This window comes from Streptomyces sp. NPDC047081 (genome assembly GCF_040643775.1).
Lineage (GTDB): Bacteria > Actinomycetota > Actinomycetes > Streptomycetales > Streptomycetaceae > Streptomyces.
In genome coordinates, this window is sequence record NZ_JBEYUY010000008.1 from 1 (window position 1) to 17434 (window position 17434).

Below are 17434 nucleotides of genomic sequence, written 5' to 3' on the forward strand. Positions count from 1 at the left end.
CGACGCCACGCCGCGCCCCCTCTACACGGCCCGCGCGTCTAAACGGCTCGCACACCCCACCCCACAACCCACAGCGCCCCTACCCGTCCCATCCCCAGGGGCTGCCGCCCCCTCCGGCCCCGCCCAGGGGGCTCCGCGCCCCTGCGGGATCGTCAGGCCCGGCCCCTCCGTGCCACTGCCACCGCTCCGCCGCCCGCCAGCACCAGCGCGATCGCGCCGCCCGCGAGGTACGGCGTCATGGAACTGCCGCCCGTCTCCGCGAGGTTCGCCTCGTCGCCGGCGGCTCCCTGCGCCTTGACGTCTCCGGAACCGGAGCTGGAGCCGGACCCGCTGTCGGAGCCCCCCGCCGGGTCCTTGGCCGGCGTCGTGGCCGCGGCCGTCTTCGGTGTCTCGCACGTGGCCTTCGCGAGGGTCACCGTGCCCTCGACCTCCGCCACGTTGAGCTTCAACGGGTTGACGGAGACCTTGAGTTCGAGGGCGGTTGCCGCCGCCGTGGTCGACGTCTTCTCCGTCTTGGAGAGGTCCAGGCGGACCTCGCCCACCCCCGGCACCTTGACGTCCGTCGTGCCGCCGGTCGTCACCGTGACCTTCTTGCCCAGCACGGTGACCGCGCCGAGCAGGTTCGACGTGGCGACCGGTTCCTTGCCGGCCTCGCAGGTCGCCTTGGAGGTGACCTGGCCGATCTCGATCAGGGAGAGCAGCGGCAGGCCGGGGACGTGCAGCCTGGCGTGGGCGAGGTTCGTGTAGCCCTCGGCCTTCGCGGAGGTCGCGGTCGCCTTCGCCGTCGCCACCTCCGCGTCCAGGACGCTGAAGGGCTTGCCGCCGTCCACGCCGTCCAGCGTGGCGGTGAGCGCGGTCTTCTCGGCGCTCCGCGGCGCCTCGACCTGGTTGAGCGAGACCGCGAGCGGGACGTTCACGGTCTTGTTGAGCAGCGACACGTCGAGCCCGGTGCGCAGGACGACGGCGCTCGCGCGACCCTGGTCATCGGTCGCGTGCGCGGTGCCCGCCGCGGCGAGGGCCGCGGGACCGGCGGCCAGGGCCGTGGCCGTCGCGACGGTGGCGAGACGGCGTGCGGGCATACGGAAGTTCTTGCCGTTCAAGGTGGGGACCCCTCAGAGGAGACTTGCTCGGGACCCGCCAAGAATTACGCACCAAGAGTGAACTGGCGGCGTTCCAGCGCCAGTTCACCCCATCGTGCATTCCCCGTGAACGTTTTCGAATCGCCCGGCACACACGTTCCACATTTTCACCGCCGCACCGCCTTCTGTCCGAATACGGCGGTTGACACGGGGCGCGCAAGACGGCGCGTGCAGCGTCAACTAGCCGACGAGCAAGCCGTTCACGACGATGCGACTCGGCGCCGCCAGTACCCGTACATCGGCCCGTGGATCGGTCTCGTACACGACGAGATCGGCCGGCGCCCCCTCCTCCAGACCGGGCCGCCCGAGCCACTTCCGCGCCGCCCACGTCGTCGCCGACAGGGCCTCGACGGGCGGGATGCCCGCGGTGACCAGCTCGGCGACCTCGCCCGCCACCAGGCCGTGGGCGAGGTGGCCGCCGGCGTCCGTGCCGACGTACACCGGGATGCCGGCGTCGTAGGCGCCCCGCACGGTGTCGTAGCGGCGCTCGTGCAGGCGCCGCATGTGTGCCGACCACTGCGGGAACCTGCTCTCGCCGCTCGCCGCGAGCTGCGGGAAGGTCGCGATGTTCACGAGGGTCGGGACGATAGCGACGCCGCGCTCGGCGAACAGCGGGATGAGGTCGTCGGTGAGGCCGGTCGCGTGCTCGATGCAGTCGATGCCCGCCTCGACCAGGTCCTGGAGGGAGTTCTCGGCGAAGCAGTGGGCGGTGACGCGGGCGCCGAGCCGGTGTGCCTCCGCGATCGCCGCCTCGACCGCCTCGCGCGGCCAGCTGGGGGCGAGGTCGCCCAGGTCGCGGTCGATCCAGTCGCCGACCAGCTTGACCCAGCCGTCACCCCGGTTCGCCTCCTGGGCGACGTACGCGACGAGGTCCTCCGGCTCGATCTCGTGGGCGTAGCCGCGCATGTAGCGGCGGGTGCGGGCGATGTGCCGGCCGGCCCTGATGATCTTCGGGAGGTCCTCGCGGTCGTCGACCCAGCGGGTGTCCGACGGGGAGCCGGCGTCGCGGATGAGGAGGGTGCCGGCGTCCCGGTCGGTGAGCGCCTGCTTCTCGGCGACGTCCTGGTCGACCGTGCCGTGCGGGCCGAGGCCGACATGGCAGTGGGCGTCGACCAGGCCGGGGAGGGCCCAGCCCTCGACGGTACGGATGTCCCGGGCGCCGGCGGGACGGTCGTAGGAGACTCGACCGCCCACCACCCACAGTTCGTCGCGGATGTCCTCGGGTCCCACGAGGACCCGGCCCTTCACGTGCAGCACCGCCTGATCGCTCATGGGCGTCAGCCTAGGACGGCGGGCAGTCCCTGCTCGATACGGGCCACACGCCTCCGGCAGTCCGGCCCGGGTCAGGACTCGTCCTCCTCCACCTCCGCCATCGCCGGGTCCAGCAGCCGGGACAGGAAGTGGCGGGTGCGTTCGTGGGTGGGGTTGCCGATGACCTGGGCCGGGGAGCCGTCCTCGACCACGACCCCGCCGTCCATGAACACCACCCGGTCGGCGACCTCGCGGGCGAACGTCATCTCGTGCGTGACGACCATCATCGTCATGCCCTCGTTCGCCAGCATCCGCATCACCGCCAGTACGTCCCCCACCAGCTCCGGGTCGAGTGCCGAGGTCGGCTCGTCGAAGAGCATCACCTCGGGGCCCATCGACAGCGAACGGGCGATCGCCACCCGCTGCTGCTGCCCGCCGGAGAGGGAGGCGGGATACGCGTCCGCCTTCTCGGAGAGGCCCACGCGCTCCAGGTTCTCGGCGGCCACCTTCGCCGCCTTCGCCTTGTCCCGTCTGAGGACCCTGCGCTGCGGCAGCGTGAGGTTCTCGGTCACCGTCAGGTGCGGGAAGAGGTTGAACTGCTGGAAGACCATGCCGATACGGCGGCGCACGGCGTCGATGTCGACATCGGGGTCGGTGAGTTCGGTGCCGCCCACGAACACCTGGCCCTTGGTGGGTTCTTCGAGCAGGTTCACGCACCGCAGCAGCGTCGACTTGCCCGAGCCGGAGGGGCCGATGACGCACACGACCTCGCCCTGGCCGATCTCCAGGTCGATGCCGCGCAGCACCTCGTTGTCGCCGAAGGACTTGTGCAGGCCCTTCACCTCGATCTCGGGTCGGCTCATTTCACGGCCTCCTGGGCCTTCGCCTCCATACGGCGCACGACGAAGCCGAGCGGGATGGTCACCAGCAGGTAGCACAGGCCGGCGACCAGGATCGGCGTGGAGTTGGCGGTCGTACTGGCCAGGTCACGGCCGTACTTGGACAGTTCGCGCTCCTCCAGCGTGACGCCGAGGAAGAGGACCAGGGAGGAGTCCTTGAACAGGAGCACCAACTCGTTGGTCAGGGGCGGGAGGATGATGCGGAACGCCTGCGGGATGATGATCGAGACCATCGCGCGGGCCGGTGAGAAGCCCAGTGAACGGGCCGCCTCCATCTGGCCCCTGGGGACCGCCTGGATGCCCGCACGGATCGTCTCGGCCATGTAGGCGGCGGCCACCAGACCGAGCGCCAGGGCGACCTTGCCGTAGGTGCCGCCGACGATCTCCGTGCCGGGGAAGGCCAGCGGGACGGCGACCCCGATGAAGATGAAGATCAGCAGGGCGGGCAGGCCGCGGAAGATCTCGATGTAGACGCCGGCCAGCCAGCGGTACGGGCCCACCGACGACAGCCGCATCAGCGCGATCACCATGCCGAGGGCCAGGCCCACGACGAAGCCGGACACCGTGTAGAGCACGGTGTTCTTCAGCGCCATGGTGATGACGTCCGGGAACATCTGCTTGGCGATGGACCACTGCGCGAACTGGTTCTTCAGCCGCCCCCAGTCGGCGCCGACCGCGAACGCGACCACGGCGGCGACGAAGACGACGTACTGCACACCCCGTGACAGGCTGCGCTTCTGACGCCGGGTCAGGCCCTTCTTGCGGGGCTGGAGTTGTGCGTCGGCCGCGGTCATGAGGCGGAGGGCGAGGCCGTGGACCCGTCGTACGGGCCGATCCACTTCTCGTACAGCTTCTTGTACGTCCCGTCGGCCTTCGCGTCCTTGATGGCCTTGTTGATGGCGGCGAGGAGTTTCGTGTTGCCCTTCTTGACCGTGAAGCCGTACTGCTCACCGGTGTTGATGTTGTCGGCGAGCTGGAAGGCGCTCGCGTTGGCCTTGTCCTTCAGCCAGCCCTGGACCACCGGGTAGTCGATGATCACGGCCTTGACCTGGCCGGTGCGCAGGCCGTTGAGGACCGCGTCGGAGGACTCGAAGGAGACGGGGTCGAAGCCCTGGCTCTTGGCGTAGTCCTCGCCGGTGGTCTGCGCCTGCGCGCCGAGCTTGACCTTCTTGGTCTTGGCGTCGGCGAGCGAGGTGATCCCGCTGTCCTTGGTGACCAGGAGTGCCTGGGTGGCGTCGAAGTACGGGTCGGAGAAGTCGACGTTCTTCTTGCGCTCGGCGGTGATGGTCATGCCGGCCGCGGCCAGGTCGCACTCGCCGGAGTTGAGGAAGGCACCCGTCTTGAAGTTCTCGAAGGGCGTGTCGAGGATCTTCTGCTTCACGCCCAGGTCCTTGGCCACCAGGTCGATCAGTGACACGTCGAAGCCCTGCACCTTGCCGTCGATCTCCGACTGGAACGGCGGGTACGGCAGATGCGTGCAGGTGGTGAGCTGTCCGGCCTTGACCAGCTCGACCCCGCCGGCCGCGGTCTTGCTGCCGCTGCCTCCGCTGTCGCTCGAAGTGCAGGCTGCCGCGAGCAGCAGCCCGGCCGTGACGGTGGTGGCGGCCAGGGCGCGGGGCAGGGCGTGGCTTCTGCGGCCGGGGACGGTGTACACGGGAACCTCCGGTGGGGCGGGAGTGCGCAGTCACCGGCAAGGGGGGAAGTGGGGTGCCGGTTACTCTCGACACCTGTACCCCATGACCGAGGAGAAGGCACCGCCGTGACACACCCGTTCCTTGACCTGGCCCCGCTGAGCGCCGCCCGTTTCGCCGAGATCGAGGACCGGGTCGCCCGTTTGCTGGACACCCGGCAGGACGTGGTGATCATGCAGGGTGAGGCGCTGCTGCCGCTGGAAGGGGCGATCCGGGGGACGGCCGGTCCGGGCAGCACCGCGCTGAACGTCATCACCGGGCCGTACGGGCAGACCTTCGGGAACTGGCTGCGGGACTGCGGGGCGACGGTGATCGACCTGTCGGTGCCGTTCCACACGGCGGTGACCGCCGAGCAGGTCCGGGAGGCCTTCGCCGAGCACCCCGAGATCGACTTCGTGTCGCTCGTCCACGCGGAGGCGGCGACCGGGAACACCAACCCCGTCGCGGAGATCGGGGAGGTCGTACGGGAGCACGGCGCGCTCTTCTACCTGGACGCCGTGGCCTCGATCGGGGCCGAGCCGGTGCTGCCGGACGCGTGGGGCGTGGACCTGTGCGTGATCGGGGCGCAGAAGGCGATGGGCGGGCCGGCCGGGGTGTCGGCGGTGTCCGTGAGCTCCCGGGCGTGGGCGCGGATGGCGGCGAATCCGCGGGCGCCGAGGAGGTCGTACCTCTCGCTGCTGGACTGGAAGGAGCGGTGGGTCGACGGCGGGCGCAAGGCGCTGCTGCACGCGCCTGCGCAGCTGGAGATGCTGGCGCTGGAGGCGTGCGTGGAGCGGATCGAGGCGGTGGGGCTGGAGGCGGTGATGGGCCGGCACCGGGCCGCGGCGGAGGCTGCGCGGGCGGGGGCGCCGGGGGCGGGGTTCGAGCCGTTTGTGTACGAGGCTCGGGAGGCGGCGCCGGTTGCCACGACTTTGCGGGCCCCTTCCGGGGTTGTGGCGTCTGAGTTGGTGGCTCGGGCGCTGGAAAGGGACCCCGCGCTGCCGTTGGCGGCGGGTGGGGGTGCGTTGGCGAAGGAGATGATCCGGGTCAACCACTACGGGGTGGATGCGCGGGTGGACGTTGTGGAGGCGTGTCTGGCGGCGCTGGGGGAGGCGCTTGCGGTGGTGGGTGGCTGAGGTCCTGGGGGCGCGCCCCCAGACCCCCATCGGCCCAAGGGCCTCGTCCTCAAACGCCGGACGGGCTGAGAGTGCCGGGCGCGCTGAGATTGTCAGTCCCCGATGGCATGCTCGCTCCATGACCACTCCGACTCTTCCCGACGGCCGCCCCATCCCCCACTTCTCCGGTGACGAGCGCGCCATGCTCGACAGTTGGCTCGACTTTCATCGGGCCACGCTGGAGCTCAAGGTCAAGGACCTGGACGACGCGCAGGTGCGGGTCGCGGCGGCCGAGCCGTCCGCCCTGACGCTGCTCGGGCTGGTGCAGCACCTCGCCGAGGTCGAGCGGAACTGGTTCCAGCGGAAGGCGGCCGGGCTGGACGTACCGCCGGTGTACGGGGTCGAGAACGAGAGCGGATACGGGCTGGATCCCGCACGTGGGCTCGACGAGGCGCTGGACGTGTGGCGCCGGGAGATCGCGCGCGGGCGAGAGCTGTGTGCCGGACTGTCGCTGGAGCACATGGGGCGCGTCCCCGAGGGACCGATGGCCGGCATGGAGGTCAGTTTCCGCTGGGTGCTCATTCACATGATCGAGGAGTACGCCCGGCACAACGGCCACGCCGATATTCTGCGCGAGCGTATCGACGGAGTGACCGGGACCTGAATTCCGCCCCGTTTCAGGCTTTATTCGAGTAGCCTTTTCCTGAGCAGCTTCCCGTCTTCTTCTGCCCGCTTTTCCCGGACCTAAACGCAAAGATTCCGCGAACACCGAGGGGGGTAATTCGGGCAGATCTCGTGAGGGTTACACGGCTGTGACGCGTTACACATCGGGCCCGTTTTGTACGGTATTTACCGGACAGAACGGGCCTTTTGCACGCCCGTCACACCGCCACTCGCGCCCGCGTGATAACACATGCACCACGCACACGTAACCCCGTCCAGCCATGCATTTTTGAATTTCCCTCGGTAAGTTCAATTCGCATGACTGCCGCTCAAGCAGACACGTCAGCAGAACTGGAAATCGACCGTCCGTCGGTGACGGACGGTGCCTCGCTGTGGCGGATCGCCCGGGACTCGAAGGCACTCGACCTGAACTCGTCGTACAGCTATCTGCTCTGGTGTCGCGACTTCGCGGCCACCTCGGCCGTGGCGCGTGACGGCCGCGGGCAGCCGGTCGGCTTCGTCACCGGGTACGTACGGCCGGACCGTCCGCGCACCCTGCTCGTCTGGCAGGTGGCGGTGGACGAGGCGTACCGGGGCCGGGGAGTCGCGGCCGGGCTCCTCGACGGGCTGGTCGCGCGGACCGCCGGCGAGCACCGGATCACCGCCGTCGAGACCACCATCACACCCGGCAACACCGGCTCCGAGCGCCTGTTCACCTCCTTCGCCGAGCGGCACGGGGCCGAGGTGGAGCGCGAGGTGCTGTTCGAGACGGGCCTGTTCCCCGACGGGCCGCACGACCCCGAAGTCCTGTACCGCATCGGTCCCCTCTCCCTCTGACCCCCCACGCATCCAAAGAGGAGCGATTCGTCGTGACCATCACCCAGCCCGACCTCAGCGTCTTCGAGACCCTCGAGTCCGAGGTGCGCAGCTACTGCCGAGGCTGGCCCACCGTCTTCGACCGCGCGCAGGGCAGCCGCATGTACGACGAGGACGGCCATGAGTACCTGGACTTCTTCGCGGGGGCCGGCTCGCTCAACTACGGGCACAACAACCCCGTCCTGAAACGGGCGTTGATCGACTACCTGGAGCGGGACGGCGTCACGCACGGGCTCGACATGTCGACCACCGCCAAGCGGGCCTTCCTGCAGACCTTCCAGGACCTTGTGCTGCGGCCCCGCGACCTCCCCTACAAGGTCATGTTCCCCGGCCCGACGGGGACGAACGCCGTGGAGTCCGCGCTCAAGCTCGCGCGGAAGGTGAAGGGGCGCGAGGCGATCGTGTCGTTCACCAACGCCTTCCACGGGATGTCCCTGGGGTCGCTGGCCGTGACCGGCAACGCCTTCAAGCGGGCCGGGGCCGGTATCCCGCTGGTGCACGGCACGCCGATGCCCTTCGACAACTACTTCGACGGCACGGTCGAGGACTTCCTGTGGTTCGAGCGGCTGCTCGAGGACCAGGGCTCCGGGCTCAACAAGCCGGCCGCGGTGATCGTCGAGACCGTGCAGGGCGAGGGCGGCATCAACGTGGCGCGGCCCGAGTGGCTGCGGGCGCTGGCCGACCTGTGCGAGCGGCAGGACATGCTGCTGATCGTCGACGACATCCAGATGGGGTGCGGCAGGACCGGTGCCTTTTTCTCGTTCGAGGAGGCGGGCATCACCCCCGACATCGTCACCGTCTCGAAGTCCATCAGCGGCTATGGACTGCCCATGTCCCTCTGCCTTTTCAAGCCCGAGCTGGACATCTGGGAGCCGGGCGAGCACAACGGCACCTTCCGCGGGAACAACCCCGCCTTCGTCACGGCCACCGCCGCCCTGGAGGCGTACTGGGCGGACGGCTCCGTGATGGAGAAGCAGACCCGTGCGCGCGGCGAGCAGATCGAGCAGGCGCTCGTCGCCGTGACCGAGGAGAACCGCGCCGACGTCAAGGAGCACCGCGGGCGCGGGCTCGTGTGGGGCCTGGAGTTCCACGACAAGGAGCGGGCCGGGCGAGTGGCGCGGCGCGCCTTCGAACTCGGGCTCCTCATCGAGACGTCGGGCCCGGAGAGCGAGGTCGTCAAGCTCCTCCCGGCCCTGACCGTGACGGCCGACGAACTCGACGAGGGGCTCAGCGTCCTCGCCCGGGCCGTCCGCGAAACCGCCTGACCGCCATCCACCGAGGAGGAAGAGCAGCACTGTGATCGTCCGTTCGTTCAAGGAGATCGAAGGCACCGACCGGCATGTGAAGGCCGCGTCCGGCACCTGGGAGAGCAAACGCATCGTCCTCGCCAAGGAGCGGGTCGGCTTCTCGGTCCACGAGACGATCCTGTACGCGGGTACGGAGACGTCGATGTGGTACGCGAACCACATCGAGGCCGTCGTCTGCGTCGAGGGCGAGGCCGAGCTGACCGACGACGAGACCGGGCGGAAGTACACCATCACGCCCGGCACCATGTACCTCCTGGACGGGCACGAGCGGCACACGATGCGGATCAAGGAGGACTTCCGCTGCATCTGTGTCTTCAACCCGCCCGTGACCGGCCGGGAGGACCACGACGAGAACGGTGTCTATCCCCTGCTGACGGAGGAGGTCTGAACCATGACCACGATCACCGACCTGTACCCGAGCCGTGGCGCCACCGAGGTGTCGATCCCGCGCAAGGACCCCGTCGTCTGGGGCTCTCCGGACACCCCGGGGCCGATCGCGACCGATGAGCTGCAGGCGTTCGAGCGGGACGGCTTCCTCGCCGTCGACCAGCTGATCGGCCCGGGCGAAGTCACCGTCTACCAGCGGGAGTTGGAGCGGCTCGTCACCGATCCGGCGATCCGCGCCGATGAGCGCTCGATCGTCGAGCCGAAGTCCAAGGAGATCCGCTCGGTCTTCGAGGTGCACAGGATCAGCGAGGTGTTCGCGAACCTCGTGCGCGACGAGCGGGTCGTGGGCCGGGCCCGGCAGATCCTCGGCTCGGACGTGTACGTCCACCAGTCGCGGATCAACGTCAAGCCCGGTTTCGGGGCCAGCGGCTTCTACTGGCACTCGGACTTCGAGACCTGGCACGCCGAGGACGGCCTGCCCAACATGCGCACGGTGTCCGTCTCGATCGCGCTGACCGAGAACTACGACACCAACGGCGGGCTCATGATCATGCCGGGCTCGCACCGCACGTTCCTCGGGTGTGCGGGAGCCACGCCCAAGGACAACTACAAGCAGTCGCTGCAGATGCAGGACGCGGGCACGCCCTCGGACGAGGCGCTGACGGCCATGGCGAGCGAGTACGGCATCAAGCTCTTCACGGGCAGGGCCGGTTCGGCGACGTGGTTCGACTGCAACTGCATGCACGGCTCCGGCGACAACATCACGCCGTTCCCGCGCAGCAACGTCTTCATCGTGTTCAACAGCGTGGAGAACACGGCGGTCGAGCCGTTCGCGGCTCCGGTACGGCGCCCGGAGTTCATCGGGGCACGGGACTTCACGCCGGTGCGTTGAACGACGAGGTCCCACGCCCCTACAGCCACGAGAGTTCCGCCGCCCGTTCCAGTACGTTCCTGATGGCGCCCTGGTCTCCCGCCGCGCGGCGCGGCACCTCGTGCGGGGTGTGGCGGCCGCCGACCAGGAGGCAGAAGTCGATCGGGTCCAGGGTGAGTTCGGCGCGTACCGGTTCGGCGTCGGAGCCCAGCACCCACTCGTCGCCGCCGGTGACCGCGAACAGCACCGGCGGTGCGGTGGGGCCGAGGGCCAGGCCGAGGATGCGGACGGCGAGGCGGACAAGGCGCCAGAGGTGCTCGGGGGGCGGCGGCGGTATGGCGAGGCCGAGGGCGCGGCCGATGTCGTCGGTGTGGATCCACGCCTCGAAGGCCCGCACCACGAAGTGGTCGGCGACGGGCAGCCGTACGCCCATCAAGGTCGTGGCGCGCGCGGCCAGTTCGGGGTCGCGGGCCTCGGGCGCGGAGAGCAGCGCGGCGGCCTGGGCGGCCCAGTCGGCGACGGTCTCCTCGGGGGTACGGGCGTGCTCCTGGGCGATGACCTCGGCGGTACGCCGGTTCCAGGCGTCCGTCCAGTCCGCCTCCGTCTCCTCCGCGACGTCCGGCACCCGCGCACCGACACCGAGCCGTCCGGCGAGCGGCTCGTCGGCGGCCAGCAGGTGGGCGACGGTGGCGTGCACGTCCCAGTCGTGCACGACGGGCGTGGACCAGCGCCCCTCCGCCTCCGGCAGCAGTGCCTGGAGCCCGGCGACCGAGGCGGCGTAGGCGGCGGCGTGCGGGGCGACCCGGGCGGCGGCGGGGCGGGCACGCAGGGCGGCGGTCAGGGCACGGGGGGTACCGACGGCGGGCACCGCGCCCTCGGCCCGCCCATTCCCCGACGGCCCGTCCAACAGCCGTACAGTCTCCCGGAGTTGTTCCGCCTCCGCCGCGCAGCTCTCGCAGCGGGCCAGGTGGCGTGGGACCGCCTGCCGTTCGGCGGGAGGCAGGGCGCCGAAGGCCCAGGCGGCCAGCAGGTCGCGTACGCCGTCGTGGTCGTCGGTCATCGCGCGCCTCCTTCCGCCCGTTCCGCCGGGAAACAGCCTCCCATGCACCTTCTCGCCATCATGCGCCCCTTTCCAGCGCGGGGTCCGGCGGGTCGGGCGAATCCGCCAAAGAAACAGCCAAGGTGCGTAGGGCGGTGCGCAGGCGGGTCTTGGCGGTGCCCTCGGGAATGCCGAGTTCCACGGCGGCCTGCCGGTAGGTGCGGCCGGCGAAGTAGGCGAGGTGGACCACCTCCCGCTGGGTCTGCGGGAGTTCGGCGAGGGCCGTGTGCAGCAGGAGGGAGCGTTCGCGGTCGACGACCGTCTCGTCGGGGCCGGGCGCCGCGTCCGGGATGGCGTGCAGCGCGGAGTCGTCGGCGCGGGCGTCCTTGCGGTGCCGGGCCTCGCTGCGCACCCAGTCCACGGCCCGCCGGTGGGCCAGCATGGACAGCCAGGTGCGCAGCGAGCCACGGCGCGCGTCGAAGGCGTACGGGCGGCTCCACAGCTGGGCGAAGACCTCCTGTGCCACGTCCTCGGCGGCGCCCGGGCTCCGGGTGACCCGCGCGGCGACGCGGCGCACCAGCCCGCCGTACGCCGTGTACGCCTCGGCCAGCGCGGACTCGTCTCCGTACACGAGCCGCCTGTGCAGCTCCGCGTCGACGGGAAGCTGGACGGACGTATCGCCCGTGGACTCCACCGGCACCACCACCCCTGGTGCCCTTCCTAGCGTCCCTGCGGGGCCCGCGCCAGTGGTTCAGGAAGACAGCACGTCCAGCAGGCGATCGACGTCGGCCGGTGTGTTGTAGAGGTGGAAGGCGGCGCGGAGGTTGCCCGCGCGGTCCGACACCTCGACTCCGGCTGCGCTCAACTCGGCCTGGCGGTGGCCGAGTTGGGGTACGGAGACGATCGGCGAGCCCGGTGCCGGGACGGGCTCGTGGCCCAGTGTCGCGAGGCCGGCGCGGAAGCGGTCGGCGAGCTCCAGGTCGTGGGCGCGTACGGTGTCCACGCCGAGCTCCTCCAGGAGTTCGAGGGAGCGGCGGGCGCCGGCGTACGAGAAGAGGGCGGGGCTCTCGTCGAACCGGCGTGCGGAACGGGCGAGTTCGTCGATCGGGCCGTAACAGGCGTCCCAGGGATGCTCCCCCGCCACCCAGCCCGCGAACAGCGGGGTGAGCGAGCCGAGGTCCGCCGGGACGACGAGGAAGGCCACGCCCCGCGGCGAGACGAGCCACTTGAAGGCGACGCAGGCGGAGTAGTCGTAGGCGTCCGCGTCGAAGTCCAGCCAGCCTGCGGCCTGGGACGCGTCGATGTACGTACGCGCCCCGTGCGTCTGCGCCGCCGCCCGGATCGCGGGCAGGTCGGCGACCCTGCCGTCGGCGGACTGGGCGGCGCTGACCGCGACCAGGGCGGTGCCGGGGCGCACGGACTCGGCGACGCGCTCCAGGGGGACGGTGCGCACCTTGAGGTCGGCGCGGACGTGGAAGGGGTTCACGACGGAGCTGAAGTCGCCCTCGGCGGTGAGGACTTCGGCGCCCTCGGGCAGGGAGGCGGCGATCAGGCCGCTGTAGACGGCGACCGAGGCGCCGGCCGCCACGCGCGACTCCGGTACGCCGGCGAGCCGCGCGAAGGAGGCGCGGCTCGCCTCGACGTCCCCGAACATGTCGGTCGGCGCGCCCGCGGCCGCCGCCTCGACGGCGGTCCGCATGGCGGCGACGGTACGGGCCGGCAGCAGCCCGGTGCTCGCGGTGTTGAGGTAGGTGTTCTTCGGGGCGAACTCGGCTCGGACGAGGCTCTCGAAGGTCTCCATGGCTCCACTCTGAGCCCGGGAGAAGTCGTAGTCCATTGCCGATTTTTACGTGGATTCGCTAAGCGATCCTTATGGATCCGCCCCGACCTGCACTTTTACTTCTGCGGTACGGCGCACCCGTCCGGGCCGCACGCGTCCGCGTCGCCCTGGTCGATCAGCTGCAGCGGGGAGCGCTCGCCCCAGGCCTGGGTCAGCGCCTGCTGGAAGACCTCGGCGGGCTGGGCGCCGGAGACGCCGTACTTGCGGTCGAGGACGAAGAAGGGCACGCCGTTCGCGCCGAGCTGGGCGGCCTCGCGCTCGTCGGCGCGGACCTCGTCGGCGTAGGCGGTGGGGTCGGCGAGGACCTTGCGCACGTCGTCCGCGTCCAGTCCCGCGGCGACGGCGATCTCCACGAGCCGCTCGTCGCCCTCGGTGAAGAGGGAGCGCTCCTCGGCGAAGTTGGCCTTGTAGAGGAGCTGGATCAGCTCGTCCTGGCGGCCCTGCTCCTTGGCGAAGTGCAGCAGGCGGTGCATGTCGAAGGTGTTGCCGTGGTCGCGGCCGCGGGTGCGGTACTCCAGGCCGATCGCGGCGGCCTGCGCCCCGAGGTTGTCCTCGCCGGCCTCGGCCTGGGCGGCGCTCATGCCGTACTTCTTGGTGAGCATGCTGATCACCGGCTGGACGTCGCCCTTGGCGCGGCCCGGGTCCAGCTCGAAGGAGCGGTGCACGACCTCGACCTGGTCGCGGTGCGGGAAGGCCTCGAGCGCCTGCTCGAAGCGGGCCTTGCCCACGTAGCACCAGGGGCACGCGATGTCCGACCAGATCTCGACCTTCATGTCCACTCCACCTCGTACGGTTACGGAGGCACCCTCCGCCGGGAGCGTGAACGTTCAAGCAGCCGCGATCATTCCCCGGCCACGGAGTACCGCAGGTACAGGTGGTGGTCGTCCTCGGCGGGCGGGTTCTCCGGGTCCGGCACCCAGCCCTGGCGGGCGTAGAAGGCCTGGGCGCGCTCGTTGCCGACGTGCACGTCGAGTACGGCGGTGCGCCGGCCGTCGGCCCGCCACTGCTCGACGCAGGCGGTGTGCAGGGCCGTACCGACTCCGCCGCGCCAGTGGCCGGGGTCGACGTGGAACTGGAAGAGCTTGACCGTTTCCGCGGAGGTGTCCGGCGGGGTGCGGAAGGAGGCGATGGCGATCAGGCGGGAGTCGCGGACGGCGCACAGGACGTTCCCGTCGGGCCGCTCGATGGCCTCGCGCCACAGGGTCGGCCAGTCGAGACCGTCGTCCGGGAGGCCTTCCGGGTAGTAGGTCGCCCGGGCCCGCAGGTGCAGCTCGGCGACGGCGGCCGCCTCGGCGGGCAGGGCCGTTCTGATCACCAGGGAGTCGATGGTCCGGTTCGCTTCGATCATGCAGCCGAGGACGAGTCCGCGTCGCTCCCGGTTCCCAGGCGGCTGAACTGGGCCCGGTAGGCGCTCGGGGTCAGGCCCGTGCGGCGGACCACGTGGGCGCGCAGGGAGTCCGCCGTGCCGAGGCCGCAGGCTCGGGCCAGTTGGTCCATGGGGAGGGTGGTGGTCTCCAGGAGTTCCTTGGCGCGTTCGATGCGCTGGTGGAGGAGCCATTGGAGGGGGCTGACGCCGCTCTCCGCGTGGAAGCGGCGGGTGAGGGTGCGGACCGAGACGCCCGCGTGGCGGGCCAGGTCGGTGAGGGTGAGCGGCTTGTCGAGGTTGCGCATGGCCCAGCCCCGGGTGTCGGCGCAGGCCGTGCCGCGCTCGGGCGGCAGCGGGGTGTGCGTGAACTGGGTCTGGCCGCCGGGGCGCACGGGTGCGACCAGGGCGAGGCGGGCGACCTCGTTGGCGACGGCGGCGCCGTAGTCGGTGCGGATGACGTGCAGGCAGAGGTCGATCCCGGCGGCGTAGCCGGACGCCGTGACGTAGGGGCCGTCCTGGACGTAGAGGACGTCTCCCTGGAGGTCGACGCCCGGGTAACGGGCGCGCAGCGCCTCGGCGTGCGCCCAGTACGTCGTGGCCCGCCGGCCCTCCAGCAGACCCGCCTCGGCGAGCTGGAAGGCACCGGTGCACAGGGACGCGATCCGCTTCCCGGCCTCGGCCGCCTCGCGCACGGCGGCCACGATCCGCGGCTCCGGCTCGTACGGCGCCCCGGTGCCGGCGACGACCACGGTGTCGGCCTCGCGTACGGCCTCCAGACCGTGGCGGACGTACAGGTCGAGGCCACCGCTGGTGGGCACGGGGCCCGGGTCGGCGGCGCAGATGACCACCTCGTAACCCGGCCGTCCGGCCAGCTCGACCTTGCCGAACAGCAGCTCGGGGATGGCGAGGTTGAACATCGAGACCGGCGAGGGCGCGATCACGGCGATGCGGTGCGGGGCGAGCCGCTCGGACATGGCCAGAACCTCCGGATGCATGGCATTCAGGTCACTACTGTACGCGGGCGGCCATCCGCAGCATGGAGGCATGTCGACCGACCAGACCCTCGGGAGCGAACAACTCCCTCTTGCCGAGCGGGACTTGGCGCCCAAGAGGCCCTCTCCCGCGCTCACCCTCACCGCCGCGCTCCTCGGCTTCGCGCTGATCTGCCTGGACGCCTCCGTCGTGAACGTGGCACTCCCCTCGATCGGCGCCTCGCTCCACGGCGGGATGTCCGGGCTGCAGTGGGTGGTGGACGCCTACACGCTGGCCTTCGCCGCGCTGATGCTGTCCACCGGAGCCTTCGCGGACCGGGCCGGGGCGAGCCGCGCGTTCGCGCTGGGCACCGCCGTGTTCACCCTCGCCTCGGTGGTCTGCGGGCTGGCGCCCGGTCTGCCGGCGCTGGTCGGCGCGCGAGTGGTGCAGGGCGTGGCGGCGGCCGTCGTGCTCCCGGCCTCGCTGGCGCTGGTGCGGCAGGCGTACCCGGATCCGGCGCGGCGGGCCCGTGCGGTGGCCGCGTGGGCGGCGGGCGGTTCGGCGGCGGTGGCGCTCGGGCCGGTGGCCGGCGGGCTGCTGACCACGGTGTGGGACTGGCGCGGGATCTTCTTCGTCAACCTGCCGGTGGGGGCGCTGATCCTGGCCCTGCTCGTCCGGGCCCCGCGCTCCGAGCGCCGCCCGGCGCCGCTGGACCTGCCGGGGCAGGCGACGGCCGTACTGGCGCTCACGGGCCTGACCTTCGCGGTGATCGAGGGCGGCACGGCGGGGTGGGTGGCCCTGGCGGTGGCCGTCGTGGCGGCCGTGGTCTTCTTCCGCGTGGAGGCGCGCAGCCCGCACCCGGTCGTCCCCCTCGGCCTCTTCCGCAACCGGACGGTGGCCGTGGCGGTGGCGGCCGGCGCGGCGGTGAGCGTGGCCTTCTACAGCGTGGTGTTCGTCTTCTCGCTCTTCTTCCAGCAGGTCCAGGGCCTGTCCGCACTGCGCGCCGGGCTGGCGTTCCTGCCCATGACGGGCCTGATCGCGGCGACGAACGTGGTCGCGGGCAAGCTCGCGGGACGGTACGGGGCGAGGCTGCCGATGCTGATCGGGCAGGCCCTGGCCGTCGTGGGACTGCTCGTGCTGTTGTACGTCGACGCCGGGACGTCGTCCGTTCTGACGGCCGTGCTGCTCGTGCCCCTGGCCCTGGGCTGTGCGCTGACCGTGCCGCCGCTGACCGCCGCGATGATGGACGCCGTACCGGCGGAGCGGGCCGGGCTCGCGGCCGGGGTGCTCAACTCCGCGCGGCAGGTGGCGGGCGGTCTGGGGATCGCCGTCTTCGGGACGCTGGTCTCCGGCGGGTTCGTCGACGGCATGCGGATGAGCCTGGCCGTCGGCGCGGCTCTGCTGCTGGTGACCTTCGGGCTCAGCTTCCGTCTCGCAGATCGCTAGGCCAGCTGTTCCGGAACTCGATGTGGTCGTACGTCACCACGCACCCCTCCCCCATCGGCGACTGCGTCATGAAGCCGACCAGGGCCGCGTCCGTCTCCTTCTCGCTGCCCAGGGTGAACAGGCGCACGAAGGTCCAGCGGCGGCCGTCGCGGGAGGCGTGGAAGGCGAAGGCGCGGCCGGTGCGGCTGACCCGCAGCCACACCGAACTGCCGTCGACCGTGAAGGAGTTGGAGTCGTCGGAGTGTCCCCGGGTGACCACCGTGCAGACGGTGGGCACGTCCGGGGAGTTCTCCAGGCAGAGCTTGGCCCAGGCGTGCTCGCCGACATGGACGTACAACACCCCCGCGTCGAAGGCCGCCGCGAAGCCGACGGTGACCCGGGCGATCAGCTGGAAGTCGCCTTCGGGCCAGCCCAGCAGCCGGGGCGCGTCGGAGGCGGGCTCCAGCGCCTCCCCGGTGGGCGGCACGAAACGGTCCTGCCGGGGTCCGGCCCATCCGGTGAGGATCCCGTCCTCGTAGGACCAGTTGCCTTTGGGGCCGTACGTGCGGAGGGCGAAGGGGAGTTCGGGAAGTTCCACGTCCATGGAGGGAGTG

General features: G+C 71.0%; 19 protein-coding genes. 7 read left to right on the top strand and 12 right to left on the bottom strand.

What is annotated here, in order from left to right:
• Nucleotides 1-152 precede the first annotated feature (152 nt).
• The 5 genes from ABZ848_RS16940 to ABZ848_RS16960 all read right to left on the bottom strand — a co-directional run bounded on the left by ABZ848_RS16940 (nucleotide 153) and on the right by ABZ848_RS16960 (nucleotide 4943).
• Nucleotides 153-1100: an SCO1860 family LAETG-anchored protein gene (locus ABZ848_RS16940; RefSeq protein ID WP_360831983.1), complete on the bottom strand. Its 948-nt coding sequence runs from the start codon at nucleotides 1098-1100 to the stop codon at nucleotides 153-155.
• Nucleotides 1101-1319: 219 nt separating this feature from the next.
• The gene (locus ABZ848_RS16945; protein ID WP_360831985.1) at nucleotides 1320-2411 is read right to left on the bottom strand and encodes an amidohydrolase family protein; all 1092 of its coding nucleotides are present in this window, start codon (nucleotides 2409-2411) and stop codon (nucleotides 1320-1322) included.
• A 71-nt stretch (nucleotides 2412-2482) separates the two neighbouring features.
• On the bottom strand, nucleotides 2483-3253 hold the full coding sequence (locus tag ABZ848_RS16950) for an amino acid ABC transporter ATP-binding protein (protein WP_360831988.1): 771 nt from the start codon (nucleotides 3251-3253) through the stop codon (nucleotides 2483-2485).
• Nucleotides 3250-4083, bottom strand: coding sequence for an amino acid ABC transporter permease (locus ABZ848_RS16955; RefSeq protein WP_360831991.1), 834 nt, complete (start codon nucleotides 4081-4083; stop codon nucleotides 3250-3252). The genes ABZ848_RS16950 and ABZ848_RS16955 overlap by 4 nt, the downstream gene beginning before the upstream one ends.
• Complete coding sequence (locus ABZ848_RS16960) at nucleotides 4080-4943, bottom strand: transporter substrate-binding domain-containing protein (RefSeq protein WP_360831993.1); 864 nt, start codon at nucleotides 4941-4943, stop codon at nucleotides 4080-4082. The genes ABZ848_RS16955 and ABZ848_RS16960 overlap by 4 nt, the downstream gene beginning before the upstream one ends.
• A gap of 105 nt (nucleotides 4944-5048) precedes the next feature.
• On the opposite strand from ABZ848_RS16960, the gene ABZ848_RS16965 reads away from it, so the two are divergent.
• The 6 genes from ABZ848_RS16965 (at nucleotide 5049) to thpD (ending at nucleotide 10199) form a co-directional block, all read left to right on the top strand.
• Entirely contained in the window at nucleotides 5049-6095 is a 1047-nt protein-coding gene (locus ABZ848_RS16965; RefSeq protein WP_360831995.1) for an aminotransferase class V-fold PLP-dependent enzyme, read from the top strand.
• 118 nt (nucleotides 6096-6213) lie between these two features.
• Entirely contained in the window at nucleotides 6214-6738 is a 525-nt protein-coding gene (locus ABZ848_RS16970; RefSeq protein WP_360831998.1) for a DinB family protein, read from the top strand.
• 317 nt (nucleotides 6739-7055) lie between these two features.
• On the top strand, nucleotides 7056-7574 hold the full coding sequence (gene ectA, locus ABZ848_RS16975) for a diaminobutyrate acetyltransferase (RefSeq protein WP_360832001.1): 519 nt from the start codon (nucleotides 7056-7058) through the stop codon (nucleotides 7572-7574).
• A gap of 32 nt (nucleotides 7575-7606) precedes the next feature.
• Nucleotides 7607-8878 (top strand): diaminobutyrate--2-oxoglutarate transaminase, encoded by a 1272-nt coding sequence (gene ectB, locus ABZ848_RS16980; protein ID WP_360832004.1) that lies wholly within the window; start codon nucleotides 7607-7609, stop codon nucleotides 8876-8878.
• A 31-nt stretch (nucleotides 8879-8909) separates the two neighbouring features.
• The gene (locus ABZ848_RS16985; protein ID WP_360832006.1) at nucleotides 8910-9308 is read left to right on the top strand and encodes an ectoine synthase; all 399 of its coding nucleotides are present in this window, start codon (nucleotides 8910-8912) and stop codon (nucleotides 9306-9308) included.
• Nucleotides 9309-9311: 3 nt separating this feature from the next.
• On the top strand, nucleotides 9312-10199 hold the full coding sequence (gene thpD, locus ABZ848_RS16990; protein ID WP_360832008.1) for an ectoine hydroxylase: 888 nt from the start codon (nucleotides 9312-9314) through the stop codon (nucleotides 10197-10199).
• A gap of 19 nt (nucleotides 10200-10218) precedes the next feature.
• On the opposite strand, the gene ABZ848_RS16995 is transcribed toward thpD, so the two are convergent.
• The 6 genes from ABZ848_RS16995 to ABZ848_RS17020 form a co-directional block, all read right to left on the bottom strand.
• Entirely contained in the window at nucleotides 10219-11238 is a 1020-nt protein-coding gene (locus tag ABZ848_RS16995) for a maleylpyruvate isomerase family mycothiol-dependent enzyme (protein WP_360832011.1), read from the bottom strand.
• A 58-nt stretch (nucleotides 11239-11296) separates the two neighbouring features.
• The gene (locus ABZ848_RS17000; protein ID WP_360832014.1) at nucleotides 11297-11923 is read right to left on the bottom strand and encodes a sigma-70 family RNA polymerase sigma factor; all 627 of its coding nucleotides are present in this window, start codon (nucleotides 11921-11923) and stop codon (nucleotides 11297-11299) included.
• A 45-nt stretch (nucleotides 11924-11968) separates the two neighbouring features.
• The gene (locus tag ABZ848_RS17005; RefSeq protein WP_360832016.1) at nucleotides 11969-13018 is read right to left on the bottom strand and encodes an aminotransferase class V-fold PLP-dependent enzyme; all 1050 of its coding nucleotides are present in this window, start codon (nucleotides 13016-13018) and stop codon (nucleotides 11969-11971) included.
• Between the two features lie 95 nt (nucleotides 13019-13113).
• The gene (locus tag ABZ848_RS17010) at nucleotides 13114-13830 is read right to left on the bottom strand and encodes a DsbA family oxidoreductase (RefSeq protein WP_360832019.1); all 717 of its coding nucleotides are present in this window, start codon (nucleotides 13828-13830) and stop codon (nucleotides 13114-13116) included.
• 68 nt (nucleotides 13831-13898) lie between these two features.
• Entirely contained in the window at nucleotides 13899-14405 is a 507-nt protein-coding gene (locus ABZ848_RS17015) for a GNAT family N-acetyltransferase (protein ID WP_360832022.1), read from the bottom strand.
• Nucleotides 14402-15418 carry a helix-turn-helix domain-containing protein gene (locus ABZ848_RS17020; RefSeq protein ID WP_360832025.1) on the bottom strand — a complete coding sequence of 339 codons (1017 nt, stop codon included), beginning with the start codon at nucleotides 15416-15418 and terminating at the stop codon, nucleotides 14402-14404. The genes ABZ848_RS17015 and ABZ848_RS17020 overlap by 4 nt, the downstream gene beginning before the upstream one ends.
• Before the next feature lie 49 nt (nucleotides 15419-15467).
• Here ABZ848_RS17020 and ABZ848_RS17025 point away from each other — a divergent pair, with 49 nt between their 5' ends.
• On the top strand, nucleotides 15468-16841 hold the full coding sequence (locus ABZ848_RS17025; RefSeq protein ID WP_360832028.1) for an MFS transporter: 1374 nt from the start codon (nucleotides 15468-15470) through the stop codon (nucleotides 16839-16841).
• On the opposite strand, the gene ABZ848_RS17030 is transcribed toward ABZ848_RS17025, so the two are convergent.
• Entirely contained in the window at nucleotides 16816-17424 is a 609-nt protein-coding gene (locus tag ABZ848_RS17030) for a DUF1349 domain-containing protein (RefSeq protein ID WP_360832031.1), read from the bottom strand. The genes ABZ848_RS17025 and ABZ848_RS17030 overlap by 26 nt on opposite strands.
• Nucleotides 17425-17434: the final 10 nt, after the last annotated feature.